At 34.3% G+C, this 24,839-nt stretch carries 13 protein-coding genes; 7 read left to right on the top strand and 6 right to left on the bottom strand.

All coding sequences use genetic code 11. The annotated features are described in order from the left end of the window. The first annotated feature begins 214 nt into the window (after positions 1–214). Entirely contained in the window at positions 215–3,091 is a 2,877-nt protein-coding gene (locus BLV91_RS16070) for a triple tyrosine motif-containing protein (RefSeq protein WP_091435122.1), read from the top strand. 64 nt (positions 3,092–3,155) lie between these two features. On the opposite strand, the gene BLV91_RS16065 is transcribed toward BLV91_RS16070, so the two are convergent. Together BLV91_RS16065 and gldJ are read right to left on the bottom strand one after the other, a co-directional pair. Then, positions 3,156–4,445, bottom strand: a complete 1,290-nt coding sequence (locus BLV91_RS16065; RefSeq protein WP_091435120.1) for a UDP-N-acetylmuramoyl-tripeptide--D-alanyl-D-alanine ligase — start codon at positions 4,443–4,445, stop codon at positions 3,156–3,158. 67 nt (positions 4,446–4,512) lie between these two features. Further along, positions 4,513–6,198: a gliding motility lipoprotein GldJ gene (gldJ, locus tag BLV91_RS16060; RefSeq protein WP_091435118.1), complete on the bottom strand. Its 1,686-nt coding sequence runs from the start codon at positions 6,196–6,198 to the stop codon at positions 4,513–4,515. A 211-nt stretch (positions 6,199–6,409) separates the two neighbouring features. Between gldJ and porU the strand changes: the two genes are divergently transcribed. From porU to BLV91_RS16035, 5 genes are all read left to right on the top strand, one after another. Further along, positions 6,410–10,240, top strand: a complete 3,831-nt coding sequence (gene porU, locus BLV91_RS16055; protein ID WP_091435116.1) for a type IX secretion system sortase PorU — start codon at positions 6,410–6,412, stop codon at positions 10,238–10,240. A gap of 39 nt (positions 10,241–10,279) precedes the next feature. Beyond that, positions 10,280–11,476 (top strand): type IX secretion system outer membrane channel protein PorV, encoded by a 1,197-nt coding sequence (porV, locus tag BLV91_RS16050; protein WP_091435114.1) that lies wholly within the window; start codon positions 10,280–10,282, stop codon positions 11,474–11,476. Positions 11,477–11,550: 74 nt separating this feature from the next. Continuing rightward, positions 11,551–12,033: a cytidine deaminase gene (gene cdd, locus BLV91_RS16045; RefSeq protein WP_091435113.1), complete on the top strand. Its 483-nt coding sequence runs from the start codon at positions 11,551–11,553 to the stop codon at positions 12,031–12,033. A gap of 145 nt (positions 12,034–12,178) precedes the next feature. Next, the gene (gene pdhA, locus BLV91_RS16040) at positions 12,179–13,177 is read left to right on the top strand and encodes a pyruvate dehydrogenase (acetyl-transferring) E1 component subunit alpha (protein ID WP_091435111.1); all 999 of its coding nucleotides are present in this window, start codon (positions 12,179–12,181) and stop codon (positions 13,175–13,177) included. A 7-nt stretch (positions 13,178–13,184) separates the two neighbouring features. Beyond that, positions 13,185–14,822: a pyruvate dehydrogenase complex dihydrolipoamide acetyltransferase gene (locus BLV91_RS16035; RefSeq protein ID WP_091435108.1), complete on the top strand. Its 1,638-nt coding sequence runs from the start codon at positions 13,185–13,187 to the stop codon at positions 14,820–14,822. Positions 14,823–14,901: 79 nt separating this feature from the next. On the opposite strand, the gene BLV91_RS16030 is transcribed toward BLV91_RS16035, so the two are convergent. Continuing rightward, entirely contained in the window at positions 14,902–16,149 is a 1,248-nt protein-coding gene (locus BLV91_RS16030; RefSeq protein ID WP_091435106.1) for a glycosyltransferase, read from the bottom strand. Between the two features lie 107 nt (positions 16,150–16,256). Between BLV91_RS16030 and miaE the strand changes: the two genes are divergently transcribed. Further along, the gene (gene miaE / locus BLV91_RS16025; RefSeq protein ID WP_091435104.1) at positions 16,257–16,838 is read left to right on the top strand and encodes a MiaE family protein; all 582 of its coding nucleotides are present in this window, start codon (positions 16,257–16,259) and stop codon (positions 16,836–16,838) included. An 88-nt stretch (positions 16,839–16,926) separates the two neighbouring features. Here the strand turns inward: miaE and BLV91_RS16020 are convergent, their stop codons facing one another. Genes BLV91_RS16020 through BLV91_RS16010 form a run of 3 tightly spaced genes read right to left on the bottom strand, consistent with a single transcriptional unit; the run spans position 16,927 to position 24,598 of the window. Further along, positions 16,927–18,801: an OmpA family protein gene (locus tag BLV91_RS16020; protein ID WP_091435102.1), complete on the bottom strand. Its 1,875-nt coding sequence runs from the start codon at positions 18,799–18,801 to the stop codon at positions 16,927–16,929. Between the two features lie 16 nt (positions 18,802–18,817). Continuing rightward, positions 18,818–19,735: a PorP/SprF family type IX secretion system membrane protein gene (locus tag BLV91_RS16015; protein ID WP_091435100.1), complete on the bottom strand. Its 918-nt coding sequence runs from the start codon at positions 19,733–19,735 to the stop codon at positions 18,818–18,820. Positions 19,736–19,792: 57 nt separating this feature from the next. Next, positions 19,793–24,598 (bottom strand): T9SS type B sorting domain-containing protein, encoded by a 4,806-nt coding sequence (locus BLV91_RS16010; RefSeq protein WP_091435097.1) that lies wholly within the window; start codon positions 24,596–24,598, stop codon positions 19,793–19,795. Positions 24,599–24,839 lie beyond the last annotated feature (241 nt).

Raw genomic sequence — 24,839 nt, 5'->3', positions numbered from 1 at the left:
CACATCAAATATTTTTTAAACCACTGTAAAACAATTATTTAAAATAATTTTATCAATCTTATCAAAATGTTAAAAAAACAAACAAACACTACATCTACCATAAAACCACTATTTTAGCTATAACTATGGCATTTAAACCATTATAATGAATCCAAAAGGCGTTTCATTTCAAAACAAAGACTTTTATAAAAATCAACTTTACTAGCTTCTTGATATGAATTACATTGAATTAAAAAAAGCTGTTTTAGGATTACTCCTTTGCACAAGCTGCCTATTTAGCCAGGTAAAAAACATAGGATTGCCCGATATTAGAAATTACAAAAGATCAGACTATAAAGGAGGAACACAAAACTGGAATATCGATCAAGACAAGTATGGTAATTTATATTTTGCAAACAATAATGGATTACTACAATTTGACGGCTCCTCTTGGAAAAAATATACTTTTCCCAATTCAGCATCTGTTCGATCATTAAAAATTGATGATTCTGGTAAAATCTACGTAGGCGGATACAATGAATTTGGATATTTTGAAGCTGATACTAAAGGCAAGCTCCAATATTTCTCTTTGTCTAAATTTGTTAACAAGGAAACGGTCAAATTAATTGACTTTATCTGGAAAATACACATTCTCGACAACGAAGTAATTTTTCAATCTTTTGAAAAAGCATACATCTACAAAGACAAACAAATAAAAATACTGAATGCACCCCACAGATTTCAATTTTCCTTTTTAGTTGGCAAACACCTCTATTTTCAAGATATTCAATTAGGAATAGTAGAGTATAAAAACAATCAACTTATCCCTTTAAAAGGATCTACCCTATTAAACAACACTGAAATTTGGGGCATTTTTCCAATGGCCCATAAAAAACTACTTATTAGCACTTTAAGTAAAGGACTCTACACCTATGACGAAGTCACCGGAATAAGTGCATGGAATAGCGAAGCCAATGATTTTATCAAAAAAAACAGTTCTTTAGGCGGAGCTTCTATATTGAAGAAGTTTATCGTTCTTAATTCCGTTCTAGATGGAATGATTATTTGCGATCTAAACGGACAAATAATTCAGCACATAAATCATAAAAATGGCTTACAAAATAACACTGTCCTTGCCTCATTTATTGATAACAAAAAAAATCTCTGGCTGGGATTAGATAATGGAATCGCCTTTGTAAATGAAAGCTCCCCATTTACTTATTTTGATTTTAGCTTTGATCTAAGCACGGTGTATGCTTCAATTATTTTTGATAATAAATTGTATGTAGCAACTAATCGAGGAGTTTTTTACCACTCTTGGAATAAAACAATAAAAGAGAATGCTTTTACACTTGTAGAAGGAACAACAGGGCAAGCTTGGAACTTACAAGTAATTAACGGACAATTACTCTGTGCACATAATAGAGGTGCACTCATCATTAAAGGAGGTACGGTACAAAAATCAATAGACAATAATGGTTATTTTGGTTTTAAAGAACTGCCCAACCATCCTAATTATATTATTGGCTCAAACTACAACGGATTTTCAGTATTTGAAAAAACTACCAAAGGTTGGGAATTTAAAAACAAAATAAAGGGTTTTGAGAAATCAGCAAATACATTTGAGATTGACAAAGATAATCTTTGGTTAAAAAAAGACAACCTACTTTATAAAATGGACTTATCTGATGACTTAAAAAGCTTTAAAGTAATAAAAACCTACAGTCATCTCTCTAGTAAATCAGAAGGAATAGGAAGCATTCAACGTTTTAATCAGAATATTTATTTTCAAACAAAAAATGCTTTTTTTAAATATTCACAAGAGCAAGATCTCTTTTATGAAGACAAAACTATTACTGCGCTATTTAAAAACGTACCCCCAATTAGTACCGTAACCCAAGACACTTTAGGAAACTTATGGTATGTATTCAATGAATCGCTAGGAGTATTCATTAAAGATAGATATGGTAATTATAAGAACTCAATTGCTACTTTCTCAAATTTAACCGGAAACATAGTAAACAACTACCTCTCAATAAATACTGTTGACAGTGCTAATATTTTCATTGGACTAACCGATGGCTTAGCACACTACAATTCCGATCTATTAAAAAGCTATATCACAAAACCAAAAGTGTTCATTAGAAGTTTTTCATTCTCTTCTGATACGATTACTCAAGGAAATGGAAAAATAGAAAATATGGGGTTTAAGATTCCATATACATCAAATTTAGTCCGCTTTACATTCTCTACTCCTACCTATGAGAATGTAGAAAATGTGCAATTCTCCTATCAACTTAAGGGCTTTGATGAAAAATGGAGTCCTTGGTCTACACTTTCTCTTAAAGAATATACAAATTTAAGGGAAGGTGATTATGAAATGAATTTAAAATCTAAGAACAGCTACGGAATTCAATCTGATGTAAATAGCATAACCTTTACAGTATCTCCTCCTTGGTATAGGCATTTTCTAATGTATTTATTATACATAACAGCTATTATTGGCGCTGTGTATTTAATACGTAAAAGAATTAAAATCAAAATTCGAAAAAACAAATATTACGAAACCATCGAACAGCGAAGGATATATTTAGAAAAAGAATCAATAATAAGACAAGAGCAACATCATCTCGAGAAAGAAATTGAAAAGCTAAAAAACGACAAACTACAAATAAAAATATTAACAAAAGACAAAGAGCTCGTAAACAATTCGCTACAAGTTGTCAAGAAAAACAAAATCCTAAATGGTATAATCCACAAGCTAAAAGATATCAACACAGAATCTTTTGATGATTCAACAAAGTTTCAATTTAACAAATTAAACAAAAGCATCACTAAAGAAGTAAATGCAGATAAAAGCTGGAAAGATTTAGAGAAACACATCAAAAATGTACATTTTGATTTTCTAAAAAGATTGAAAGAAAAATACCCTACAATTTCACCTAGAGAATTAGATTTGTCCACTTATTTACTAATGAATATGTCTACAAAGGAAATCGCCGAAATAATGAATATCTCAAACGGAGGAGTCGAACTAGCACGATACCGATTAAGAAAAAAATTAGAACTTAACAAAAAAGAAAACCTGACAGGCTTTTTAATGAGTATTTAAATCAACAAAAAAAAAGGATATTATGCAATGACATAATATCCTTTTTTGAAATATAATTACACTATTACTTTGATAAAAAACCTAAGGTTCGCTCTAAAGCCATCCCCCTTGAACCCTTTATAAGAATTGTGCTGTTTTCTATTTTATTCTCCTTCAAGAAATCAGAGAAAGAGTCAAATGAATCGTGAAAATGAAAATTATTCTTATCTATTTTATTACTATAAAATGCAGAACCAATAAAAAAACATAGAACTGCATCTTCTTTCAAAAGTGAGTTAATTAACTCTTTGTGTTCTTTTTGACTTTCATCACCCAATTCAAACATATCCCCTAAAATCATTACTTTAGAAGACTTCGCTAATTGCAAGAAATTTTCAATTGCAACAGCCATACTACTTGGGTTCGCATTATAGGCATCTAATATAATTTCATTAGTTCCCTTTGACACTAATTGCGATCTGTTATTCTCCGGAATATAACTTTCTAAAGCCTCTTTAATAGACCTATCATCCACTTCAAAGTACTTTCCTATAGCAATTGCCGCATTCACATTATTTGCATTATAGAGCCCAATTAAATGAGATCCAATAGTAATATCAGAATAACTCACTTCAACAAATGGATCTGCTTTAATAGATTTAATTTCTAGGTCTGCAGCTTCATTATTTAGTCCAAACGAATAACGTCTTAAACTCTTAGATCTTTCAACCTGAATTGGATCTTCAAGATTCACGAAAGCCAACTTGTCGTTACTAGCAAGATAGTGATACAACTCACTTTTCCCTTCAATAACACCAGCAACTCCTCCAAAGCCCTCCAAATGTGCTTTTCCAAAGTTAGTTATATAACCATAATCAGGATTAGCCAACTCACATAGAAATTCTATTTCTTTTTTATGATTGGCTCCCATTTCGACAATTCCAATTTCAGTTTCTGAATTAAAGGATAACAAAGTTAATGGAACACCAATATGATTATTTAAATTACCTACTGTGGCTTTAGTATTATACTTTTTAGAAAGCACCACATGAATCAATTCTTTGGTAGTAGTTTTCCCATTACTTCCTGTAAGCGCAATGATAGGTAGCTTCAGATATTTTCTATGAAATTTAGCCAATTCTTGTAGCGCCACTAAACTGTCCTCTACTAAAATTGTTCTTTCGTCAATGTAAAACGACTTGTCATCAATAACAACAAAAGAAGCTCCTTTGATTAAAGCCTCATTAGCGAACGTATTTGCATCAAAACGCTCTCCTTTTATAGCAACAAATAATGAATTGGCCTCAATTTTTCGCGTATCGATTGAAACCGAATTGCATTTTAAAAACAAACTATGAATGTAATTAATATCCATTTAAAAACGATTTAAAAAAACAAAAGCCCTAATCAAAGGGCTTTCGTATATATTATATATTAATGATTTAATTTCTTGCAGATTTTCTTTTTTCTGCTTTTGGTCCTACCTTAGACATTGCACATCTAAATCCGATGTAGTCAGTAGCCATATCCTGCGGGAAATACCTTCTTTGCGCTGGATCTAACCAATAAGCTCTGTCTCTCCAAGAACCTCCTTTATAAACTCTTACTTCGTCATTTATTAAAGTTGTTCTTTTACTTGACACATCATATTTTCTAACCATCTTTCCTAAACTGTCAGTCGTAACATTATGATTAGGTGAGTTATACATTTTTTTATCATCTTTCTCCTTTTCAGTATCAGACTCAGAGCTTCCAAAATTATAATACTTAGAAGACTGCTTATCACCATCTCTATAGTTGATATTATTACTTTTATCAAAATTCTGTCTCAAATAAGTTTCATTTTCATCAACTGGAACTTGAGCAATTTGACCTGGAAAACTCCTTACAATTACTTTACCATTACTTAAAGTATCTCTCTTCATCGTTTCTAAAGTAACAATTTCAACTTTTCCATCTGACCCAATTTTATTTTTAGTATAGCGATTTCCTCTAAAATAATTGAAGTCATTTGATTCGTTATCTACAATTGGTCTGTAAACATCAAGTACCCATTCAGCAACATTTCCTGCCATATCGTATAGACCAAAATCATTTGCCGGGTATTTCTTTACTTCATTCGTTATATCAGCACCATCATCAGACCATCCTGCAATACCACCGTAATCTCCGTTTCCTTGTTTAAAGTTGGCTAACTGATCGCCTTTACTTTGTCTTTTTCCAGAACGTGTATAACTACCTGACCATGGATATTTCTTTTGTCCTTTATAGATATTATACTCTCTTTGTCCCACATCAGCTGCTGCTGCATATTCCCATTCAGCCTCCGTAGGAAGTCTGTATTCTGGTAAAAGAATTCCTGATGAACGTTGAGCATAAACATTTTTTTGCTCCGTCACTTTTCCGTCTTTTCCAGCCTTAGGACTTTTTCTAGCCCCTTTTGCACCTTTCAGTACAATTTCTTCATTTCCGCCATATGTCATTGTTGGCGCTTTCAAATAAGTTTCAGTACTAAAAGAAGCCTCTGCAGTAACATCTTGTGTTTTTGCATTTTTCTTCAAGTATCCCTTTTTCTCTAATATAGCCTCATTCACACGGTCTGTCCTCCATTGACTAAATTCAACTGCTTGAATCCAATTCACACCAACAACTGGGTAACTTGCATATGCAGGATGTCTTAAGTAGTTATTAGTCATAGTCTCATTATAACCTAACCTATTTCTCCAAACTAAAGTATCTGGTGATGCACCTTCATATATATGTTCATAAATATCTTCTGTAGGAGGAAATACATTTTTCAACCAGTCTAAATACTCTCTATACATAAAGTTTGTCACTTCTGTTTCGTCCATATAAAATGATTGTACGTGCTGTTGAGTTGGAGTATTATTCCAATCGTGCATTACATCATCTTCGACTTTACCCATTGTAAAAGTTCCTCCTTCAACGAAAATTAATCCAGGACCAGCCTCTTGTTTCTTAGCACTAGAAACCCTTTTACTATCGACGTCCCAACCAGTACCTCTTGAAGCACTTTTCGAACTAGACTTTTTACTGCAACTAGCAAAACCTATAATCATTATCATAGATAACATTAATCGCAAGGCTATAATTTTGTTTACTTTCATACTCTTTTAAAGGTAATAATTTTCAGTGATGCAATATAATAATTAACCATTAATAGGCAACACCATATTTAATAAATTTATTTTGACGAACTATATATAACGGATTATATAAAACAAACGCAAATTTATACTTTTTATTATTTATTTTTATACTAAATGCCATATTTTTACTCGTTATAATATTTAATTAATAATACCGTTTGATAAAATAATGCGAAAATTTATTTTTTTTAATTTACTCCTAATTTCCTTTGCCACATTTGCCCAAACAAGAGGCAACATTACTATTGAATGGCTTGAAAAAACGGAAATGTACTATGGAGATTTCAAAATTAATATTCCGCAATTTTCTGGAAACGAATTTCATTACAACCCTTCTAAAAAAGCACTTTATTTCACACTAAACCTCAATGAATCGATCTCTTTTGACGAGAATAGCATTAAAATTACCAACATAACATACGAATCCATTTCAGCTTCAAACCTAGGTGATTTAGACATTGGAAACATCCCAAAATCGATTAGTCCTTCTCTAACACAAACAAATTCTAGAGGAATAAAACAATCATTTTTAAGGCTTTCGCCAATAATAAAAAGCGAGTTTGGATTTAAAAAAATAACGTCATTTTCCTATACCTTAGACAGCAAAACGTCTAAAGTTTCGCAAGTAAATAAAACCTCGCAATCCCTTTCCAATTCTGTTTTAGCAACTGGAGATTGGTATCGTTTTTACGTTGAAAAATCAGGCGTCTATAAAATATCCAAAAAGTTTTTAGAAGAAACTGGACTTAAGCTTAATAACGTTGATCCAAAAAAAATTAAAATTTACGGTAACGGAGGAAAAATGCTTCCCCTAACAAATTCTACCTACTACCCTTTGGATCTGACTGAAAATGCGATTCAAGTATTTGGAGAAAATGACGGAACATTTGACAATGATGACTACATATTATTTTACGCCGAAGGAGTAGACACTTGGAACGAAGAAAGTCAAACCAACAGCAATCTTTATGACACCAAGTCCTATTATTATATCACTATAAAAGGTGACAATGGAAAAAGAATAAACGAAATGGTGCAACCACAAGGAAACAGCACATTAAACTTGACTAATTTTGACGATCACAAATACCATGAACTGGACTTAACTAACATTGCACATCTTGGACGACAGTGGTTTGGCGAGTCATTTGACATTAAACAAGAGCAAGAGTTTGATTTCAACTTTCCCAACATTGACTCAAGTACGCCAATAAAAATAATGGCAACAGTGGCTTCCGCAGCATATACTCCCACTTCTTTTCAAGTGAGCTCAAACGGACAAGCTATTGGGCAAATTTCATTCCCTGCAATCAATGCAAATTCAGACACGGAATTCAACGTCAGAAATTTAGCTACCAACACTACTTTAACTGCTTCCGAAAATGTAAAAATAAAATTAACTTACAATAATAATGGCGTACCTGGTTCGAAAGGTTTTCTGGATAACATCCGACTCGTTGCCAAAAGGAAACTCGTAGGTTATGGAAAACAATTCCCTTTTCAATACGACTTATCTAATTCCAACTTAGGAATTGTCAACTACACCTTATCTAATGCTAATGGAATTTCGCAGGTTTGGGACGTTACCGACTTATACAATATCACAAAAATCGAAAACCCTAGCCTAGCCTCCTTCTCCTTTAAAGCAAATTTAGGAGAACTTCGAAAATACATTGCTTTAGATGCCACGGATTACTTTGTACCTTTAATAGACAACAGCCCTAAAGTTACAAACCAAAATATAAAAGGCACAATTTTCAACAATAACAAAGGGGATTTCCAAGACATTGACTACGCCATCATTACTCCCAACTCATTACTTATTCAAGCTGAAAAATTAGCTGATTTTCATCGTTCCTATTCCAAACTGAACGTTAAAGTCATCACTACTGAATCTATTTACCAAGAATTCTCTTCTGGAAAACAAGACATAGCCGCTATAAGAAATTGCATTAAATACATTTATGAAAATGCCTCATCTTCGGAAAACAGAATAAAATATGTAAACCTTTTTGGCGATGCATCTTATGATTATAAAAACATAACAACCAACAACACAAATATCGTCCCCATTTATCACGCTTTAAACAGCAACTCGTCAGGAGAACCTTCCTTTGCTTCTGATGATTTTTATGCCTTAATGGACAGTAATGAAGGAAATATAATTTCATTTTTTGGAGGCATCGATATCGCAGTAGGAAGAATGCTGGTAACTGATTCTAAACAGGCCGAAGAAATGGTAAATAAAGTCGTTGAATACCATGATATAAAATCATACGGCAGCTGGAGAAACAATTTTGTACTTATTAGTGATGATTCTGACATAGTCTCTGATGCAAGTCTACAAAACAGGCAAAACATTCTGGCTGACAAAATCACAACTGAAAAACCCTTTTTTAATATCAACAAAATCATACTAGACTCCTATATTCAGGAAGCATCAGCGGGAGGTTTCAGGTACCCAAAGGCTCGAACAGATTTATTTAATGCTTTCGAAAAAGGAGCATTAGTCTTCAATTACCTTGGTCACGGTGGTGAAGACGGATTATCATCAGAGCGTATTTGGGAAAAATCGGACGGACAAAGCTTGAGCAACCAATACAAGTACCCTCTATTCATCACCATCACCTGTGAATTCTCCCGTTTTGACAATCCCAGCAGGCCTACTGCCGGCGAATACACCTACTGGAATCCTAAAGGCGGTGCTATCGCGATGATCACAACCATTAGAGCAATTGGTCAATTTAGTGCCGAGAATTTCAATGACACTTTATCGGAAAATTTATTGTCTTTTGGTTCAAACCAATATTCATCAATTGCTGAAACCTTACGAATAGCTAAAAACCGCAATCCTAATTCTTCAACTAATGTCGTTTTTTATATTGGAGACCCTGCCTTATTTCTAGCTATACCCAAACCTAATATACGTCTCACAAAAGTCAATGACATTCCAGTAGCGCAGACTATTGACGATTTTAAATCATTGGCACACATAAAATTGACAGGAGAGATTACTGACGAAAATGCAAATATCCTTTCTAGTTATAACGGAGAGATCTCAACTACTATTTTTGACAAGACTATCCCAAGGACGACATATAATAATGACGGAAATAGTCCGTCAATAAACTTCAATACTTTAGGCGAAACCATCTTCAGAGGAAATGCTACTGTTACAAATGGAAAATTTGAATTTAGTTTTGTAGTCCCGAGAGATATCCGTATTCCTGTAGCCAATGGAAAAATAAGTTTTTTTGCTAAAAAAAATCTACTTCTTGAAAATCAGACTGGTTATGATACAAAAATAAAAATAGGGGGAATCAATGAAAATGCAGCTCAAGACAATATTAGCCCAAAAGTAAAGTTATATATGAATGATGAGACTTTTGTTTCGGGCGGTATAACAAATACATCACCCTTTTTATTAGCATTTCTTGAAGACGAAAATGGAATAAATACGGCTAGTGGAATTGGGCATGATATTGTAGCTATTCTAGATGGCGACGTGAGTAATCCGTACTTATTAAACGACTATTACCAAACTAATTTGGACGATTACACAAGCGGCAGCCTCCGATTTCCATTACGAAATTTAGCCAACGGATTACACACCATCAGCTTTAAAGCATGGGACGTTTATAATAACCCAATTACCACTGAAATTCAGTTTGTAGTGATGGGAGATGAAACAATAACTTTGACTCATGTATTAAACTATCCCAATCCATTTGTCAATTACACTCAGTTTTGGTTTACACATAATAGACCATACGAGCCTTTGATAGTTCAGGTTCAAGTAATCACTATCACAGGAAAAGTGGTTTGGACAAAAAACCAAATCATATCAACCGAAGGGTTTTTATCAAAAGAAATAAGCTGGGATGGTAGAGATGATTTTGGAAATAAAATAGGGAAAGGCGTTTATATATATAAACTAACGGTCAAATCAACCCTAACAAATAATAAAGCTGAAAAGATTGAAAAACTTGTGATACTTTAATAAAATACTATATTTGTTTAATCAATTTTTAATAATAAAATGAGACAATTAATACTCTTTACAGTTTACCTACTTGGCTTTTCTTTTGCGAATGCTCAAGATAGAGTTATAACCACAGCAGTTCCCTTTTTGTCAGTTTCTGCTGATGCAAGAGCTGCGGGTATGGCTGATATAGGTGTCGCGACTTCAAGCGATGTTTTTTCACAACAATGGAACCCTGCCAAATATGCCTTTGCAATCGACAAACAAGGTTTTTCAATAAGTTACACTCCATATCTGGTAGATCTAGCAAACGACATTTCATTAGGACAAATTACATATTACAACAAAATAAGCGAACGAAGTGCTTTTGCAACTAGTCTGCGTTATTTTGGTTTTGGCGGAATTGAATTACGTCAAACAGGTGACCCAAATGAAGATTTTCGTACAGTCTCGCCAAACGAGTTTGCATTAGACGGTTCTTATTCATTAAAACTAAGCGAAAGATTTTCAATGGCAGTTGCTGGAAGATATATACATTCCAACTTAAAAGTCGTTACAGATAATGGCGATGCTTCTGCAGCAAATTCATTCGCTATAGATGTCGCAGGTTTTTACCAGTCAGAAGAAATGGCATACAGCGAATTTAATGGAAGATGGAGAGCTGGATTTAACATTCAGAATTTAGGCCCAAAAATAAGCTATGATAACGATGAATTTAGTACAAACTTTTTGCCTGCAAATTTAAAAATAGGAACAGGATTTGACTTCATACTCGACGATTATAATAAAGTAGCTGTAAACCTTGAGTTAAACAAACTATTAGTACCTACACCACAGGTTTCCTATAACGGCGACACCTATGATGGTGTTGACATGAATGGCGACGGAACGGTAGACAATGCCGACTATACAGAGGCAAATAATCAATATCGTACTATAGGATGGGCTTCAGGAATTTTCAAGTCATTTGGAGATGCCCCTGACGGTTTCAGCGAAGAGCTTAAAGAATTCACCTATGCATTGGGCGCCGAATATAGCTATCAAGATTCATTCGCTATGCGTTTGGGTTATTTTAACGAAAGTGACACAAAAGGAGCTCGGAAATTCTTCTCTCTTGGTGCTGGTTTTAAATACAATGTAGTAAAAGTGGATTTATCCTATTTATTTTCAGCGTCAAAAGTAAAAAACCCTTTAGAAAACACATTACGTTTCTCTTTAACCTTTAACTTTGGCGACAAATACGACGAATACTAGTTATAAATAACGTTTAATATAAAAATCCAAATTTCAACCTATTGAAATTTGGATTTTTTTTCCCAAAAAAAATAATGAAAGAAATATCAATCACTACTAATTTCACTGCTTACACAGCAGTTAACGAATTACCAAACGACATTCAAAGCCTAATGGAACAAGCTATTGCTGTCAGAAAAAATGCCTATGCACCTTATTCTAAATTTCGTGTGGGTACCGCCATCCTCTTAGACAACGGTAAGATTGTCTTAGGTTCAAACCAAGAAAATGCAGCCTACCCATCTGGACTTTGCGCTGAACGTGTCGCTATCTTTCACGCAGGAGCTATCTATCCCGAGGCAAAAATTTTAAAAATGGCAATTACGGCGGCATCAGATACTAACAAAACTAGTAGTCCCATTCCTCCATGCGGTGCTTGCAGACAGTCAATAGCCGAGTATGAAACAAAACAAGACACCCCTATTGAAATATATTTTATGGGAGAAATAGGCGACATTTATAAATCTGAGTCACTAAAAAACTTACTTCCATTTATGTTTGACAAAAATTTCCTTTAAAAAGTCTAAAAAATACCTTTTAAATTTTACTTCTCAGTTGGAATGTCTTATTTTTGCGATTCGCAAATTTGTGTAAGGAAACTCTTTTGCGTCATTAGGTACTAGTTGATAACACACTAAAAACTTTAGCAAAAGAACAATTGAGATGAAAGAAGTTACAAAAGAGGTTTATTTAAAGTGGTATGAAGACATGCTGCTTTGGAGAAAGTTTGAAGACAAACTTGCAGCATTATACATACAACAAAAAGTCCGCGGATTTTTACATTTATACAACGGTCAAGAGGCTGTCCTTGCAGGTGCATTGCACGCAATGGATTTGACTAAAGACAAAATGATTACTGCATACAGAAATCACGTTCAACCAATTGGAATGGGTGTTGATCCAAGACGCGTAATGGCTGAACTTTTAGGAAAGGTTACTGGAACATCTAAAGGAATGGGTGGTTCAATGCATATTTTCTCAAAAGAACACCGTTTTTATGGCGGACATGGAATTGTAGGTGGACAAATTCCTGTAGGAGCTGGACTGGCTTTTGCAGATAAATATTTTGAAACTGGCGGTGTAACAATGACCTACTTTGGTGATGGAGCAGCTCGTCAAGGATCTTTGCACGAAGCTTTTAACATGGCTATGTTATGGAAACTACCTGTTGTTTTTATCGTTGAAAATAACGGTTATGCAATGGGAACATCTGTAGAAAGAACAGCAAACCATACTGACATTTGGAAACTAGGTTTAGGATATGAAATGCCATGTGGACCTGTTGACGGAATGAATCCAGTAAAAGTTGCAGAAGCAATGACAGAAGCAATCGATAGAGCTCGCCGTGGTGACGGACCAACATTTCTTGAAATGAAAACGTACCGTTACAGAGGACACTCTATGTCAGATGCTCAACTATACCGTTCGAAAGACGAAGTTGAAGAATACAAAAAAATTGATCCAATCACACAAGTTTTAGATTTGATTAAGGATCAAAAATATGCTACTGACGAAGAAATTGAAATCATCGACAAAAAAGTAAAAGATTTAGTTCAGGAATGTGTAGATTTTGCTGAAGAATCTGAGTATCCTCCGGTGCAACAACTATACGACGTGGTGTACGAACAAGAAAACTATCCATTCATCCCTCATAAACTATAAATCAATTATGGCAACAATTATAACAATGCCTCGCTTGAGCGATACTATGACGGAAGGAACTGTAGCGGCTTGGCTTAAAAACGTAGGAGACAAAATAAGCGAAGGAGATATCCTTGCTGAAATTGAAACCGACAAAGCAACAATGGAATTCGAATCCTTTAATGAAGGAACACTTTTATATATTGGAATACCAGCAGGTGAAACTGCAGCAGTAGACTCTTTGTTAGCAATTATAGGTGAAGAAGGTGAAGACATATCTTCACTATTGGCAGAAAAACCAGCAACTACTACAACAGCAGAAGAGGCAACTACTGAAAAAACAGAAGTTAAAAAAGAAGAAACTGCTACGCCTGCAACAACCTCTCTACCTGAAGGAGTTGTTGTTATTACTATGCCTCGTCTTAGTGATACAATGACAGAAGGAACTGTAGCAAGTTGGTTGAAAAAAGTAGGAGACAAAGTAGCTGAAGGTGATATCCTTGCTGAAATCGAAACCGATAAAGCAACAATGGAGTTCGAATCTTTCAATGAAGGAACTTTATTGTACATCGGAATTCAAGATGGAGAATCAGCGCCAGTTGATAGCTTATTAGCAATCATAGGTCCTGCAGGAACTGACATTAGCGGAATTGCTCAAAATTATAAAGCTGGAGGTACTCCTCAAGCTGCAACTGAAGATGCAAAATCAACACCAGCTGAAAAAGCAGAACCAATTGTACAAGAAGCATCAACAGATGGTCAACGTATTTTAGCATCCCCATTAGCAAAGAAAATCGCTAGTGACAAAGGAATTCAATTGACTCAAGTAAAAGGTTCAGGTGAAAACGGACGTATTGTAAAAAGCGATATTGAAAATTTCACTCCTGCAACTGCAGCTGCCCCAAAAGCAGCTAGTGCAACTGCACCAACAGCAGCAAAAGCGGAGCCAGTAGCAGCTCCAAAAGTATTTGTTCCTGCTGGAGAAGTTTTCACTGAAGAAATCAAGAATTCGCAAATGCGAAAAATCATCGCCAAACGTTTAGCAGAGTCGTTATTCACTGCACCACATTACAATTTAGTAATTGAGGTAACTATGGACGAAGCGATGAAATCAAGATCTATCATTAACAGCGTACCAGACACAAAAGTATCGTTTAATGATATGGTAATCAAAGCCTGTGCAATGGCGTTGAAAAAACATCCAAAAATCAATTCTCAATGGAGAGAAGACTCAATCCTAATAAATCATCACGTAAACATTGGTGTTGCGGTTGCAGTTGAGGATGGGTTAGTAGTTCCTGTATTACGATTCACTGATGCAATGAGTTTATCTCAAATTGGAGGAAATGTAAGAGATCTTGCAGGAAGAGCTAAAAACAAAAAATTATTACCTACAGAAATGGAAGGAAGTACTTTTACTGTTTCTAATCTTGGAATGTTTGGTATTACTGAATTTAACTCGATCATTAACCAGCCAAACTCAGCAATCCTTTCAGTTGGAGCAATTGTAGAAAAACCAGTTGTTAAAAACGGTCAAATCGTTGTAGGAAACACAATGATGTTATCTTTAGCGTGCGATCACAGAACAATTGACGGAGCTACCGGAGCACAGTTTTTACAAACATTAAAACAATTTATAGAAAGCCCAGTTACAATGCTTGCATAAAACAAACCTTTCTATTTTTTATATTAAAAATCCCATTTTGAAATTTCAAAATGGGATTTTTTTATTCAACATAATTAAATTACTTGCTTTTATTCTTTTCTTCAATCCAACGAGACATGTATTTTGTACTTGTTAATGTATGATGTTGCAACATTGCACCCATAAAATTCATCAACCGATGATCAACTATACTAGTCCGTAACTTTTCTATAGTTTTCTTAAAATCGTCTGAAAACAACTCTTTTAAAAACCGTTGATTAACAATTGTAATACCTTTCAGCTGCGCCTCTAACCAGCGCTCTTCATTTTGATATAATTTAACCGCTGATTTAGCAAATATTTGAGCATTATCATCTATAATACCATTCCACGGTAAATCGCCAAACATAGCTTCCGCTCCGATACTTGTAGTCACACTAGGCGTACCACATAACATAGCTTCGACTAGCTTACCCTTTAAGCCCGCCCCGAAACGCAAAGGAGCTAACACAACTCGAGCACTTTTAACTACTTCAGTTGCGTCATCCGCACGACCCATTATAAAAAATCCCTCTTTTACATTATGTAATTGTAATACTTTTTGAGATGGATAGGCACCATAAACATATAAATTCCCAGCTGGCAATTCTTTTTTTATTTGAGGCCAAATTATTGCCTTTAAATATTGAACGGCATTCCAATTAGGTTCGTGAAGAAAATTACCTATAAAAACAAAATCTTTTCTTTCCTCATAGCTTGGTAAACTATTCAGCTGTAATTCCCCAATTGACTCCACTAAAAAAGGAAGATAATACAATAGCCGTTTGTCTATTTTGAATACATCTTCTAATAAATTCATTTCAAATTCAGAAATCATCAAAGAAAGATCACAACGTAAAATACTTGCAATTTCTCTTTTGGCAACATCTTCTTTAAATAAATCAGTTAATTCAAATTTACGACCTTCCTTAAAAGCTTTTTGACGCGCTAATCGTAAACAATGCAAATCTTCTGTATCTAAAATTCTAAAAGCATCAGGACAATTTTCAGCAACACGCCAGCCAAACTGTTCTTCCATCATAAAACGATCAAACAGTACAACAGATGGGTTTAGTTCCTTTATAAAAATATCAAAATTGGAACTATTCAATAAAATCGATTTTTTGCTTACATCCAAAGCAGGGAGATCTGCCATGTAAACACTATCCATCGCCGGACTAGAAAAAGTGATTTTATAGCCCTCTTCTTTAAACAAAGAGATCAACTGTATCATTCTACCACCAGCAGCCGATGAATTGGGCTCAGGCCACACAAAACCTATTATCAAAAGTACTTTAACCTGATTCATAACTTATAATTTGAATTGCAAAATAATGCTATTTCCCGCGCATTACCATCATTTCAGTGATAAATCAGAAAGAAAACACTAATTTTGCACTAATAAAACACACTCATATGTTAGGATTAAAATTAGCCACTGACCCACGATGGGTAAATATAGTTGAATCAAACATCGAAGAAATTTTGACGGACCATGCCTGGTGCGAACAAAAGGCAGCTTCAAATGCTATAAGCCTAGTGACCTATAATTCTGAATTAGAAGACTTAGTTACAGAACTATTAATTATTGCAAAGGAAGAGCTAGATCACCTGCAAATGGTTCATGACTTAATAAAAAGTAAAGGATTGACTTTGGGACGAGAGCGTAAAGACCATTACGTAAACGAACTCTTTAAGTTCATGAGAAAAGATGGAAGTCGAAAAGACGCTTTATGTGACCGCTTATTATTTTCGGCTATGATTGAAGCTCGAAGCTGTGAAAGATTTAAGGTGCTATCAGAAAACATAAAAGATCCAGAATTAGCTAAATTTTACCGCGACTTGATGATTAGTGAAGCTGGACACTACACAACTTTCTTAGGTTTTGCAAAAAAATATGCTGATAATGTAGATGTCGATAAACGCTGGAAAGAATGGATTGAATTTGAAACTTCAATCATCACAAATTACGGAAAGAACGAAACTGTTCATGGTTAATAGGAATTAGAAAAACAATCTGATTCCAATTCTCAAAATACTTGAATAAAAAAAAGAGCACTTTAAGTGCTCTTTTTTTTGTTATAAATTACTTATTCCTAATGATGAACTCAGAACGTCTGTTTAACGCATGTTTATCTTCAGAACAGTCTTCATGACAATCAATTATTGGCTCTGATTCGCCAAAGCCTTTTCCTGAAATTTTATCCTTGCTTATCCCTTTAGAAATAATATACTCAACCGTCGCAATAGCTCGACGTTCAGAAAGCTTCAAGTTGTACTTATCATTACCTCTTGAATCAGTATGAGATTTAACATAAATTACCAAATCTTCATTTTGAGACATTATATAGATTAATTTGTCAAGCTCGGCTGCCCCTCCTTTAGTAATATCACTTTTATCAAATTCAAAATAAACTGGATTAAAGATAAATTCTGTATCAGTAACAACAACATTTATAGGATCCAATTTAGCATCAACACTAAATTCAGCACCATTACTAACTGTTATAGGAAATGATTTTGAGACAAAACCATCTTTACTAATTTCTACAAGGTATGTTTTATCATTCTTGGCACTATAACTAACTGCTCCATCTACATTTGTCAATAGTTTTTCAACTATTTTTTTATCAATATCAGAAATCACTACCCTTGCATTGACTAGCGGAACACCAGTCACAGAATTACTAACTACAGCATTAATTTGCCCATTACTGATTACTGCTACCGAAGAGTAAATTTCGTCTTTACCTTCACGATTACTAGAAATATATCCTAATTTATTCTTTTTATCAAAAGTAAAAGCAAAATCATCTTTCTCAGAATTAACAGGTTTCCCTAAATTACTGGCCGATTCGTTTTTATTTAAATCAATTGAAAAAATATCATATCCTCCTAATCCAGTCAATCCTTTTGATGAAAAATACAAAACCTCCTCTTCTGAAACAAATGGAAAGCTTTCGTCTTGACTAGTATTTACTTTACTACCCAAATTTTCAGCATTCCCAAAACTTCCATCTCCATTAACAGCTACTTTCCAAATATCTAAACCACCTATTGTACCAGGCATATTAGACGAGAAATAAAGTGTTTTTCCATCAATAGATAAAGATGGATTACTAACGGAATAGTCTTTACTATTAAAAGGTAACGGAGTAATATTTACCCATTTCCCATTATCGTTAGTTGCCTTATATAAATTTACTTGACCAGACTTTATATTCTTCTTTTTGTTTTTTTGAAATAATTTCTCATTAAAACTTTCACTAGAAAAATAAACTGTCTTGCCATCTGCAGTCATCGTCAATGGACCTTCATGATAAATTGAATTCAACTCAGAAACTGGAGTTGGCTCAGAATAAGTTGCATCCTTAGTTGTATAATTTGATTGATAAAGGTCTAGAAAAGGTTCATTATTTAAACCGTAAATTTTTCTGCTTTCATTCCTTGAGCTAGTAAAATACAATATCTCATTATACTGAATCGCTCCAAAATCAGATTTCGTAGAGTTTATATTTAACTTCTTTAAGTCAAACAACTTTTCTATACTCGATATCTTAGATAAATAATCAGGATTATTAATAAATTCCTTTGCTCTCGGATCATTTGGTTTCATTGAAACAAATACCTTCATTTGCTTATCTGAGTCAGCATACTTACCATTTGATTTCAAAAGTTGTGCATATCTATAATGAGTATCTGCATCCTGCTCAGTTTGCATCGCCTGCTCGTACCATTTTTCAGATTGAGAAGTATTATTCATATAGTAATAACTTTTCCCAAGTTGTTTAAAAACATAGGAATCAGAGTTTCCGTTTTGTACTAATACTTCATAAGCACTTGCTGCCTTAACATATTCATATCTGTCAAATAATTTATCAGCAGATTTAGTTTGTTTATTTTGTGCCAATATCGTCATGCTACTAAGCACAAAAAACAAAATTGTTGTATATTTTTTCATCAATTACAAATTTATATTAAAAAAATCTAGGTGAACGTGACACCTTTTTTGGAGTAAACAAATCATACAAAATAATAAACTCATGAGACGAAGGAGCAGTCACCTTCAAATCAGAAATTATATGATCGTAAGCATACCCTATTCTTAATTCTGGCGTGATAGCAAAATTAACCATGGCACCGAAACTATCTTCCAATCTATAGCTAGCTCCCAATTCAATTTTTTCCATGTATAAAAAATTAGCTGAAACATCCAAAGAAGGTGATACATTAAATGCTGATTTTAACATGAAAGAAGGTTTAAACTTCAAATCATAATTCACATCAAAAACATATCCTGCGGTTAAGAAATAATGCGATACGTCAGAACCGTATTCTCTACCATTATAATCCAAATGCGCAGATTTCATCAAGTTAGGGATTGAAAAGGCGACATAATATTTATCTGTATAGTAAAAAGCCCCAGCGCCTAGATTTAAAGAAGCATCATTGATATCTTCTCCAAAGATCCCTTCAGAAGGATCTGGCAAAGAAGATTGAATATCCCTAAGTCCCACTTTATGAAATGACACACCCGCTTTAAGACCCAATGCAAGTCTATGCGTATCATTTAAATTTATTGTGTATGAAAAATCTCCATATACATTTTGTTCTGTAACAGGCCCTATTTTATCAGAAATAAAGGATAAACCTAAACCTACATTGTTACCAGCTGGGGCATGTCCAGAAAAAGTAAATGAAGTAGGTGCATCTTCAATATTTACCCACTGCTTTCTATATAAAGCACCAAAAGAAATACTTTCTTTTGAACCAGCATACGCTGGATTAATAACATTCATATTATACATATACTGAGTATAATGCGGGTTTTGCTGCGCTATTACATCTACGTAAGTAATAAGAACTAAAAGAGTAGCCAAAAATATTTTGTTCATATCTATTTGTTTTTTCTATTATTGATTAAGAAAATCAATATCTATTTTTTTAAATAACTATTTTTCTCTGATTAGATAAATCCAACCAGTTTTCGCTGTAGCATTATTCAATTCCATAACATAATAATACGTTGCACTTGGAAGTTCGTTCCCGTTATCAGATTGGCCCTTCCATTGATCAGTATAATTAACTTGGCTATACACCTTAATACCGTATCTATCAAAAATCGAAAGTTTTTTCACATCCATTAATCTCAAATCAAAATAATCATTTGAGCCATTTCCGTCTGGAGAGATTCCTTTTTGAATATTACAATATACCGATTCAATTAATATATTTTCCGTTGTTTCGCAACCAGTAGCAGTTGAAGAAATTGTCAGAGTATAATTTAAAGGAAAAGCAACTTCAGAAATACTCGATGAAACAATATCTGATACATTTAAAGTATTAGAATTTGTCCCCACAGGGTTCCCCAAATTATCTTTCCATTGATAGTCAACATTATTTGGATTGTACGAACTTGCCAATGGCGAAGCAGTAATCACATATTCCTTACTAACACAATCTCCAACACTCTCAAATTGAATTTGTGCTGGAATAGGATTTACAGTAATTTTTGAACCTACAGTTATACAGGCAATACTAGTTGTAAATCTGACACTAAGTGTATAATCCCCAGGACTTAAATTCTTAAATTCAGAGCTGTCTTGATAACCAGCTCCTATGCTGTACTGAACATTATTTTGAGCTGTAATTCTTATCGTTCCAGTTTGTACCGCGCATGTAGGTTGAACAAGCGAAGCCAACATAGGCACTGCAGGTAAAGCAGGAAGTGGATCAATTTTCGCACTTGACAAACTTTGAGTCACACAACTATTATCAACTATATTCCTAACATATAAAACATAATTATTTGGAGCTAAACCTGAAAACGTATTCGAACTTTGAAACGTCGTACCATTTAAGCTATACTCTACTCCAGATTGAGTTGCTATACTAATCGTTCCAGAAGGTGTTGCACAAGATGGTTGAGTCCAACTTGCCACTGTTGGAACTGCAGGCGGAAGAGGAACTGCATTTATTTTCGTCGCAGATGAAGACATAGCCATGCAACTTGGATCAACTATATTCCTAACATACAATGTATAATTATTTGGAATCAAACTTGAGAATGTGTTCGAAGTTTGATAAGTTGTTCCATTCAAACTATATTCTAATCCTGCTTGCGTAGCTATTACTATTGTTCCCAATGGAACAGCACAAGTAGGTTGCGTAATGCTTGCAGCAGTTGGAACAAGTACCACTGGTAAAACGTTGATCGTAACAGGTATTACTGACGAAGTCACACAAGTCACATCTGCTAATTTTCTAACATATAAAGTATAACTACCTGCAGTCAACCCTGCAAATGAATTGGAAGACTGATAGGTTGTACCATTCACACTATATTCAACTCCTGATTGAGTAGCTATTGTGATTGTTCCTGAAGGGGTAGCACAAGTAGGCTGAGCTGTATTTGATGCCGTTGGAACTGCAGGAGGAAGTGGTACAGCATTTATTACTGTTGCAGATGATGAAGTAGTAACACATGTAGCATCTGCTAAATTTCTAACATATAATGTATAACTATTTGGCGTTAAGCCTGCAAATGTATTCGTTGATTGATATGTGGTACCGTCTAAACTGTACTCAACTCCTGTCTGAGTAGTAACCACAATCGTTCCTGATGGTGTACCACAAGTAGGTTGTGTTGTACTTGAAGTTGTTGGAATAGCCGGCGGAAGAGGCACAGCATTTATTGTAATTACTGATGAAGACAATGTCACACAAGTATTATCACTAGTAGACTGAACGTATAAAGTATAATCATCAGGAGCCAAGCCTGAGAACGTATTCGAAGCTTGATAAGTGGTTCCGTCTAAACTATATTCAATTCCTGATTGTGTAGTAACACTGATACTTCCAGATGGAACAGCACATGTAGGCTGAGTCACAGTTGCAGTTGTAGGAACAACTGGCGGAGGTGGTGTTGCATTAATAGTTGTAGTAGAACCAGAAAGGGTAACACAACTTGCGTCAGCTAGGTTTCTAACATATAAAGTATAATCTCCAGCTGCTAATCCTGCAAATGAATTTGAAGACTGATACGTTGTACCATTCACACTATATTCAACTCCTGATTGAGTAGCTATTGTGATTGTTCCTGAAGGTGTCGCACAAGTAGGCTGAACCGTACTTGATGCCGTTGGAACTGCAGGTGGAAGTGGTACAGCATTTATTACTGTTGCAGATGATGACGTAGTAACACATGTAGCATCTGCTAAATTTCTAACATATAATGTATAACTATTTGGCGTCAAGCCTGCAAATGTATTCGTTGATTGATATGTGGTACCGTCTAAACTGTACTCAACTCCTGTCTGAGTAGTAACCACAATCGTTCCTGATGGTGTACCACAAGTAGGTTGTGTTGTACTTGACACTACTGGAATAGCAGGTGGAAGAGGAACAGCATTTATTGTAATTACTGATGAAGACGTTGTCACGCAAGTATTATCACTAGTAGACTGAACGTATAAAGTATAATCATCAGGAGCTAAGCCTGAGAACGTATTCGAAGCTTGATAAGTGGTTCCGTCTAAACTATATTCAACTCCTGATTGTGTAGTAACACTGATACTTCCAGATGGCACAGCACATGTAGGCTGAGTCACAGTTGCAGTTGTAGGAACAACTGGCGGAGGTGGTGTTGCATTAATAGTTGTAGTAGAACCAGAAAGGGTAACACAAGTCGCATCTGCTAGGTTTCTAACATATAAAGTATAATCTCCAGCTGCTAATCCTGCAAATGAATTTGAAGATTGATACGTTGTACCATTCACACTATATTCAACTCCTGATTGAGTAGCTATTGTGATTGTTCCTGAAGGTGTCGCACAAGTAGGCTGAACCGTACTTGATGCCGTTGGAACTGCAGGTGGAAGTATTACAGCATTTATTACTGTTGCAGATGATGACGTAGTAACACATGTAGCATCTGCTAAATTTCTAACATATAATGTATAACTATTTGGCGTTAAGCCTGCAAATGTATTCGTTGATTGATATGTGGTACCGTCTAAACTGTACTCAACTCCTGTCTGAGTAGTAACCACAATCGTTCCTGCTGGTGTACCACAAGTAGGTTGTGTTGTACTTGAAGCTGTTGGAACAGCTGGTGCTGTAGGTACCGCATTAATAATAACAGGACTTTCTGAAGAATTAACACAAGAATCATCAATGCCTTTTCTAATATATAAATTATAACTATCAGGATTCAAGTTTGCAAAAACATTTGAATTTTGATAATTAATTCCATCAATACTGTATTCAGCTCCATTTTGCTCAGCTATAACAATTCTTCCAAAAGGAACAGAGCAACTAGGTTGAGTTATACTAGAAGCTACTGGTTTTACAAAAAACTTCATACTGAAATAAGCATTTGTATAACACGGAGTCAATCCTGCAGAAGAAAAAACAACTGGATTAGCATCCTTTAGGTTATAATCAACACTCAAATTCCCATAATCAACATTACTAGTAATTTCAGGACTTAAAAATGAATTGGTCACACTAAAATTGCTATCATCAGATTGCATTGTAAAACCAAAAAATTTAATATCACCTGTAGTATAACCAATTAATGATTTTAAAATTTCAACTTCAAAACCTAAATCATAGTCTGTTATACCTGAATTACTTGTATTTATTCCAAACTTAGCAGAAGGATTTCCCTGACTTGCACTTCCAAGAGATGTTCTTATAGACTCCCCGCTTTTTAATTCGATAATATCAGCAAAATAATTTAATTCAGCTGCGTCTGTGGAAATAACTAAACAATAATCTGCTTGAAAATAAGAATCAAAAGTACTTGGAGTAACATTGTTATTATTTAAATAATTAAACCCTTTAACCGTAGAAGAGCCAATAACGTCACCATAATCAAAAGCATTAAAGCCTCCAGATTTTGAATCTAAAAATAACAATATACTTCTATCTTTACTTATCTTTCCGGCAAGCCCAATAGTTAGCTTATCTTCCTCAGGACTAATTTTTAAAGCATTGATATAAGCTGTACTTGCATTTGCTGATAAGGGAGCTGAGAGACTGTTATCTTCTACTGGACCTGTTCCCCAAGCTAATTCAGTTAATGAACCATCAATAATCTTATTATATCTGGTACGAACACTTACGGTCTCTCCATCAGTTAATGTACTAGTTGTAAAAGTTCTACTAGCTGACATGGCCTGTTTAACTACACCATCAACAGAAAATTCAAATAAATCACCTCCACCGTTGGCAGTAAAAGTCACAGAAGTGCCTAAACATAATAGATCACTATTATCAGGGGAAGCAGTTAAAGTAACTTGAGCTGGCGATAAATATACTGAAGCCACAACTGGCACACGAATACTCACGTCATTCGTAATACGTGATCTGCTTCGAACATAATACGTTTTAGTGGTTTTAATACTAGGACTGTAAACAAAGCCAGTATACAATGGCGATGTTGAGTTTTGACTGGCAAACCATTCGATCACTTCGTCTCCTGTAGCACCATATGCATAAACATTAACTTGAACAAAATTTACACCATCTCCGCAAGAACTCCCTGCTGTAGTTGTAGGAGGAGATAAAGTAGCATTAACTTTAGTACTGTTCGCTGTTTTTTTTAGCTTTTTAACTGGATCAATTGAGATAGGAATTATTGATCGATCTACATTAAACTTATGGGTATTTACATTTCTTTCACTAAACTTAGTAGTTTCTGCATAATTAAAAAACGAAAAAAATAATAAAAATAAAAGTAATTTATTTTTCATAGAATAAATTTTGTTGTTAATAAGTATAGTAAATCTATTATAATTTGGCAAATAAATTCACAAAATAAAAGTATGTTTTTAATTTGATTAAGCAAACAAAATATTAATATAAAATTAACAAATGAACGTATTTCCTTAATAAAAAGGGATCAGGAACAAAACCTGGGGAGGATTTAATAAAAATATAGATATTTGCAGAGCAAAACAATAATAAATGGATTCATTCGAGCTTTTAAAATTT

It is taken from the genome of Flavobacterium degerlachei, from assembly GCF_900106645.1.
GTDB lineage: Bacteria > Bacteroidota > Bacteroidia > Flavobacteriales > Flavobacteriaceae > Flavobacterium > Flavobacterium degerlachei.
The sequence above is the reverse complement of the archived record's forward strand: the minus strand, read 5'-3'. Positions and strand labels throughout refer to the sequence as shown.

Bases quoted from the DNA above. Each gene is read 5' to 3' on its own strand.
- BLV91_RS16070 (WP_091435122.1), top strand. From the start codon at position 215: ATGAATTACATTGAATTAAAAAAAGCTGTTTTAGGATTACTCCTTTGC.
- BLV91_RS16065 (WP_091435120.1), bottom strand. From the start codon at position 4,445: ATGGATATTAATTACATTCATAGTTTGTTTTTAAAATGCAATTCGGTT.
- gldJ (WP_091435118.1), bottom strand. From the start codon at position 6,198: ATGAAAGTAAACAAAATTATAGCCTTGCGATTAATGTTATCTATGATA.
- porU (WP_091435116.1), top strand. From the start codon at position 6,410: ATGCGAAAATTTATTTTTTTTAATTTACTCCTAATTTCCTTTGCCACA.
- porV (WP_091435114.1), top strand. From the start codon at position 10,280: ATGAGACAATTAATACTCTTTACAGTTTACCTACTTGGCTTTTCTTTT.
- cdd (WP_091435113.1), top strand. From the start codon at position 11,551: ATGAAAGAAATATCAATCACTACTAATTTCACTGCTTACACAGCAGTT.
- pdhA (WP_091435111.1), top strand. From the start codon at position 12,179: ATGAAAGAAGTTACAAAAGAGGTTTATTTAAAGTGGTATGAAGACATG.
- BLV91_RS16035 (WP_091435108.1), top strand. From the start codon at position 13,185: ATGGCAACAATTATAACAATGCCTCGCTTGAGCGATACTATGACGGAA.
- BLV91_RS16030 (WP_091435106.1), bottom strand. From the start codon at position 16,149: ATGAATCAGGTTAAAGTACTTTTGATAATAGGTTTTGTGTGGCCTGAG.
- miaE (WP_091435104.1), top strand. From the start codon at position 16,257: ATGTTAGGATTAAAATTAGCCACTGACCCACGATGGGTAAATATAGTT.
- BLV91_RS16020 (WP_091435102.1), bottom strand. From the start codon at position 18,801: ATGAAAAAATATACAACAATTTTGTTTTTTGTGCTTAGTAGCATGACG.
- BLV91_RS16015 (WP_091435100.1), bottom strand. From the start codon at position 19,735: ATGAACAAAATATTTTTGGCTACTCTTTTAGTTCTTATTACTTACGTA.
- BLV91_RS16010 (WP_091435097.1), bottom strand. From the start codon at position 24,598: ATGAAAAATAAATTACTTTTATTTTTATTATTTTTTTCGTTTTTTAAT.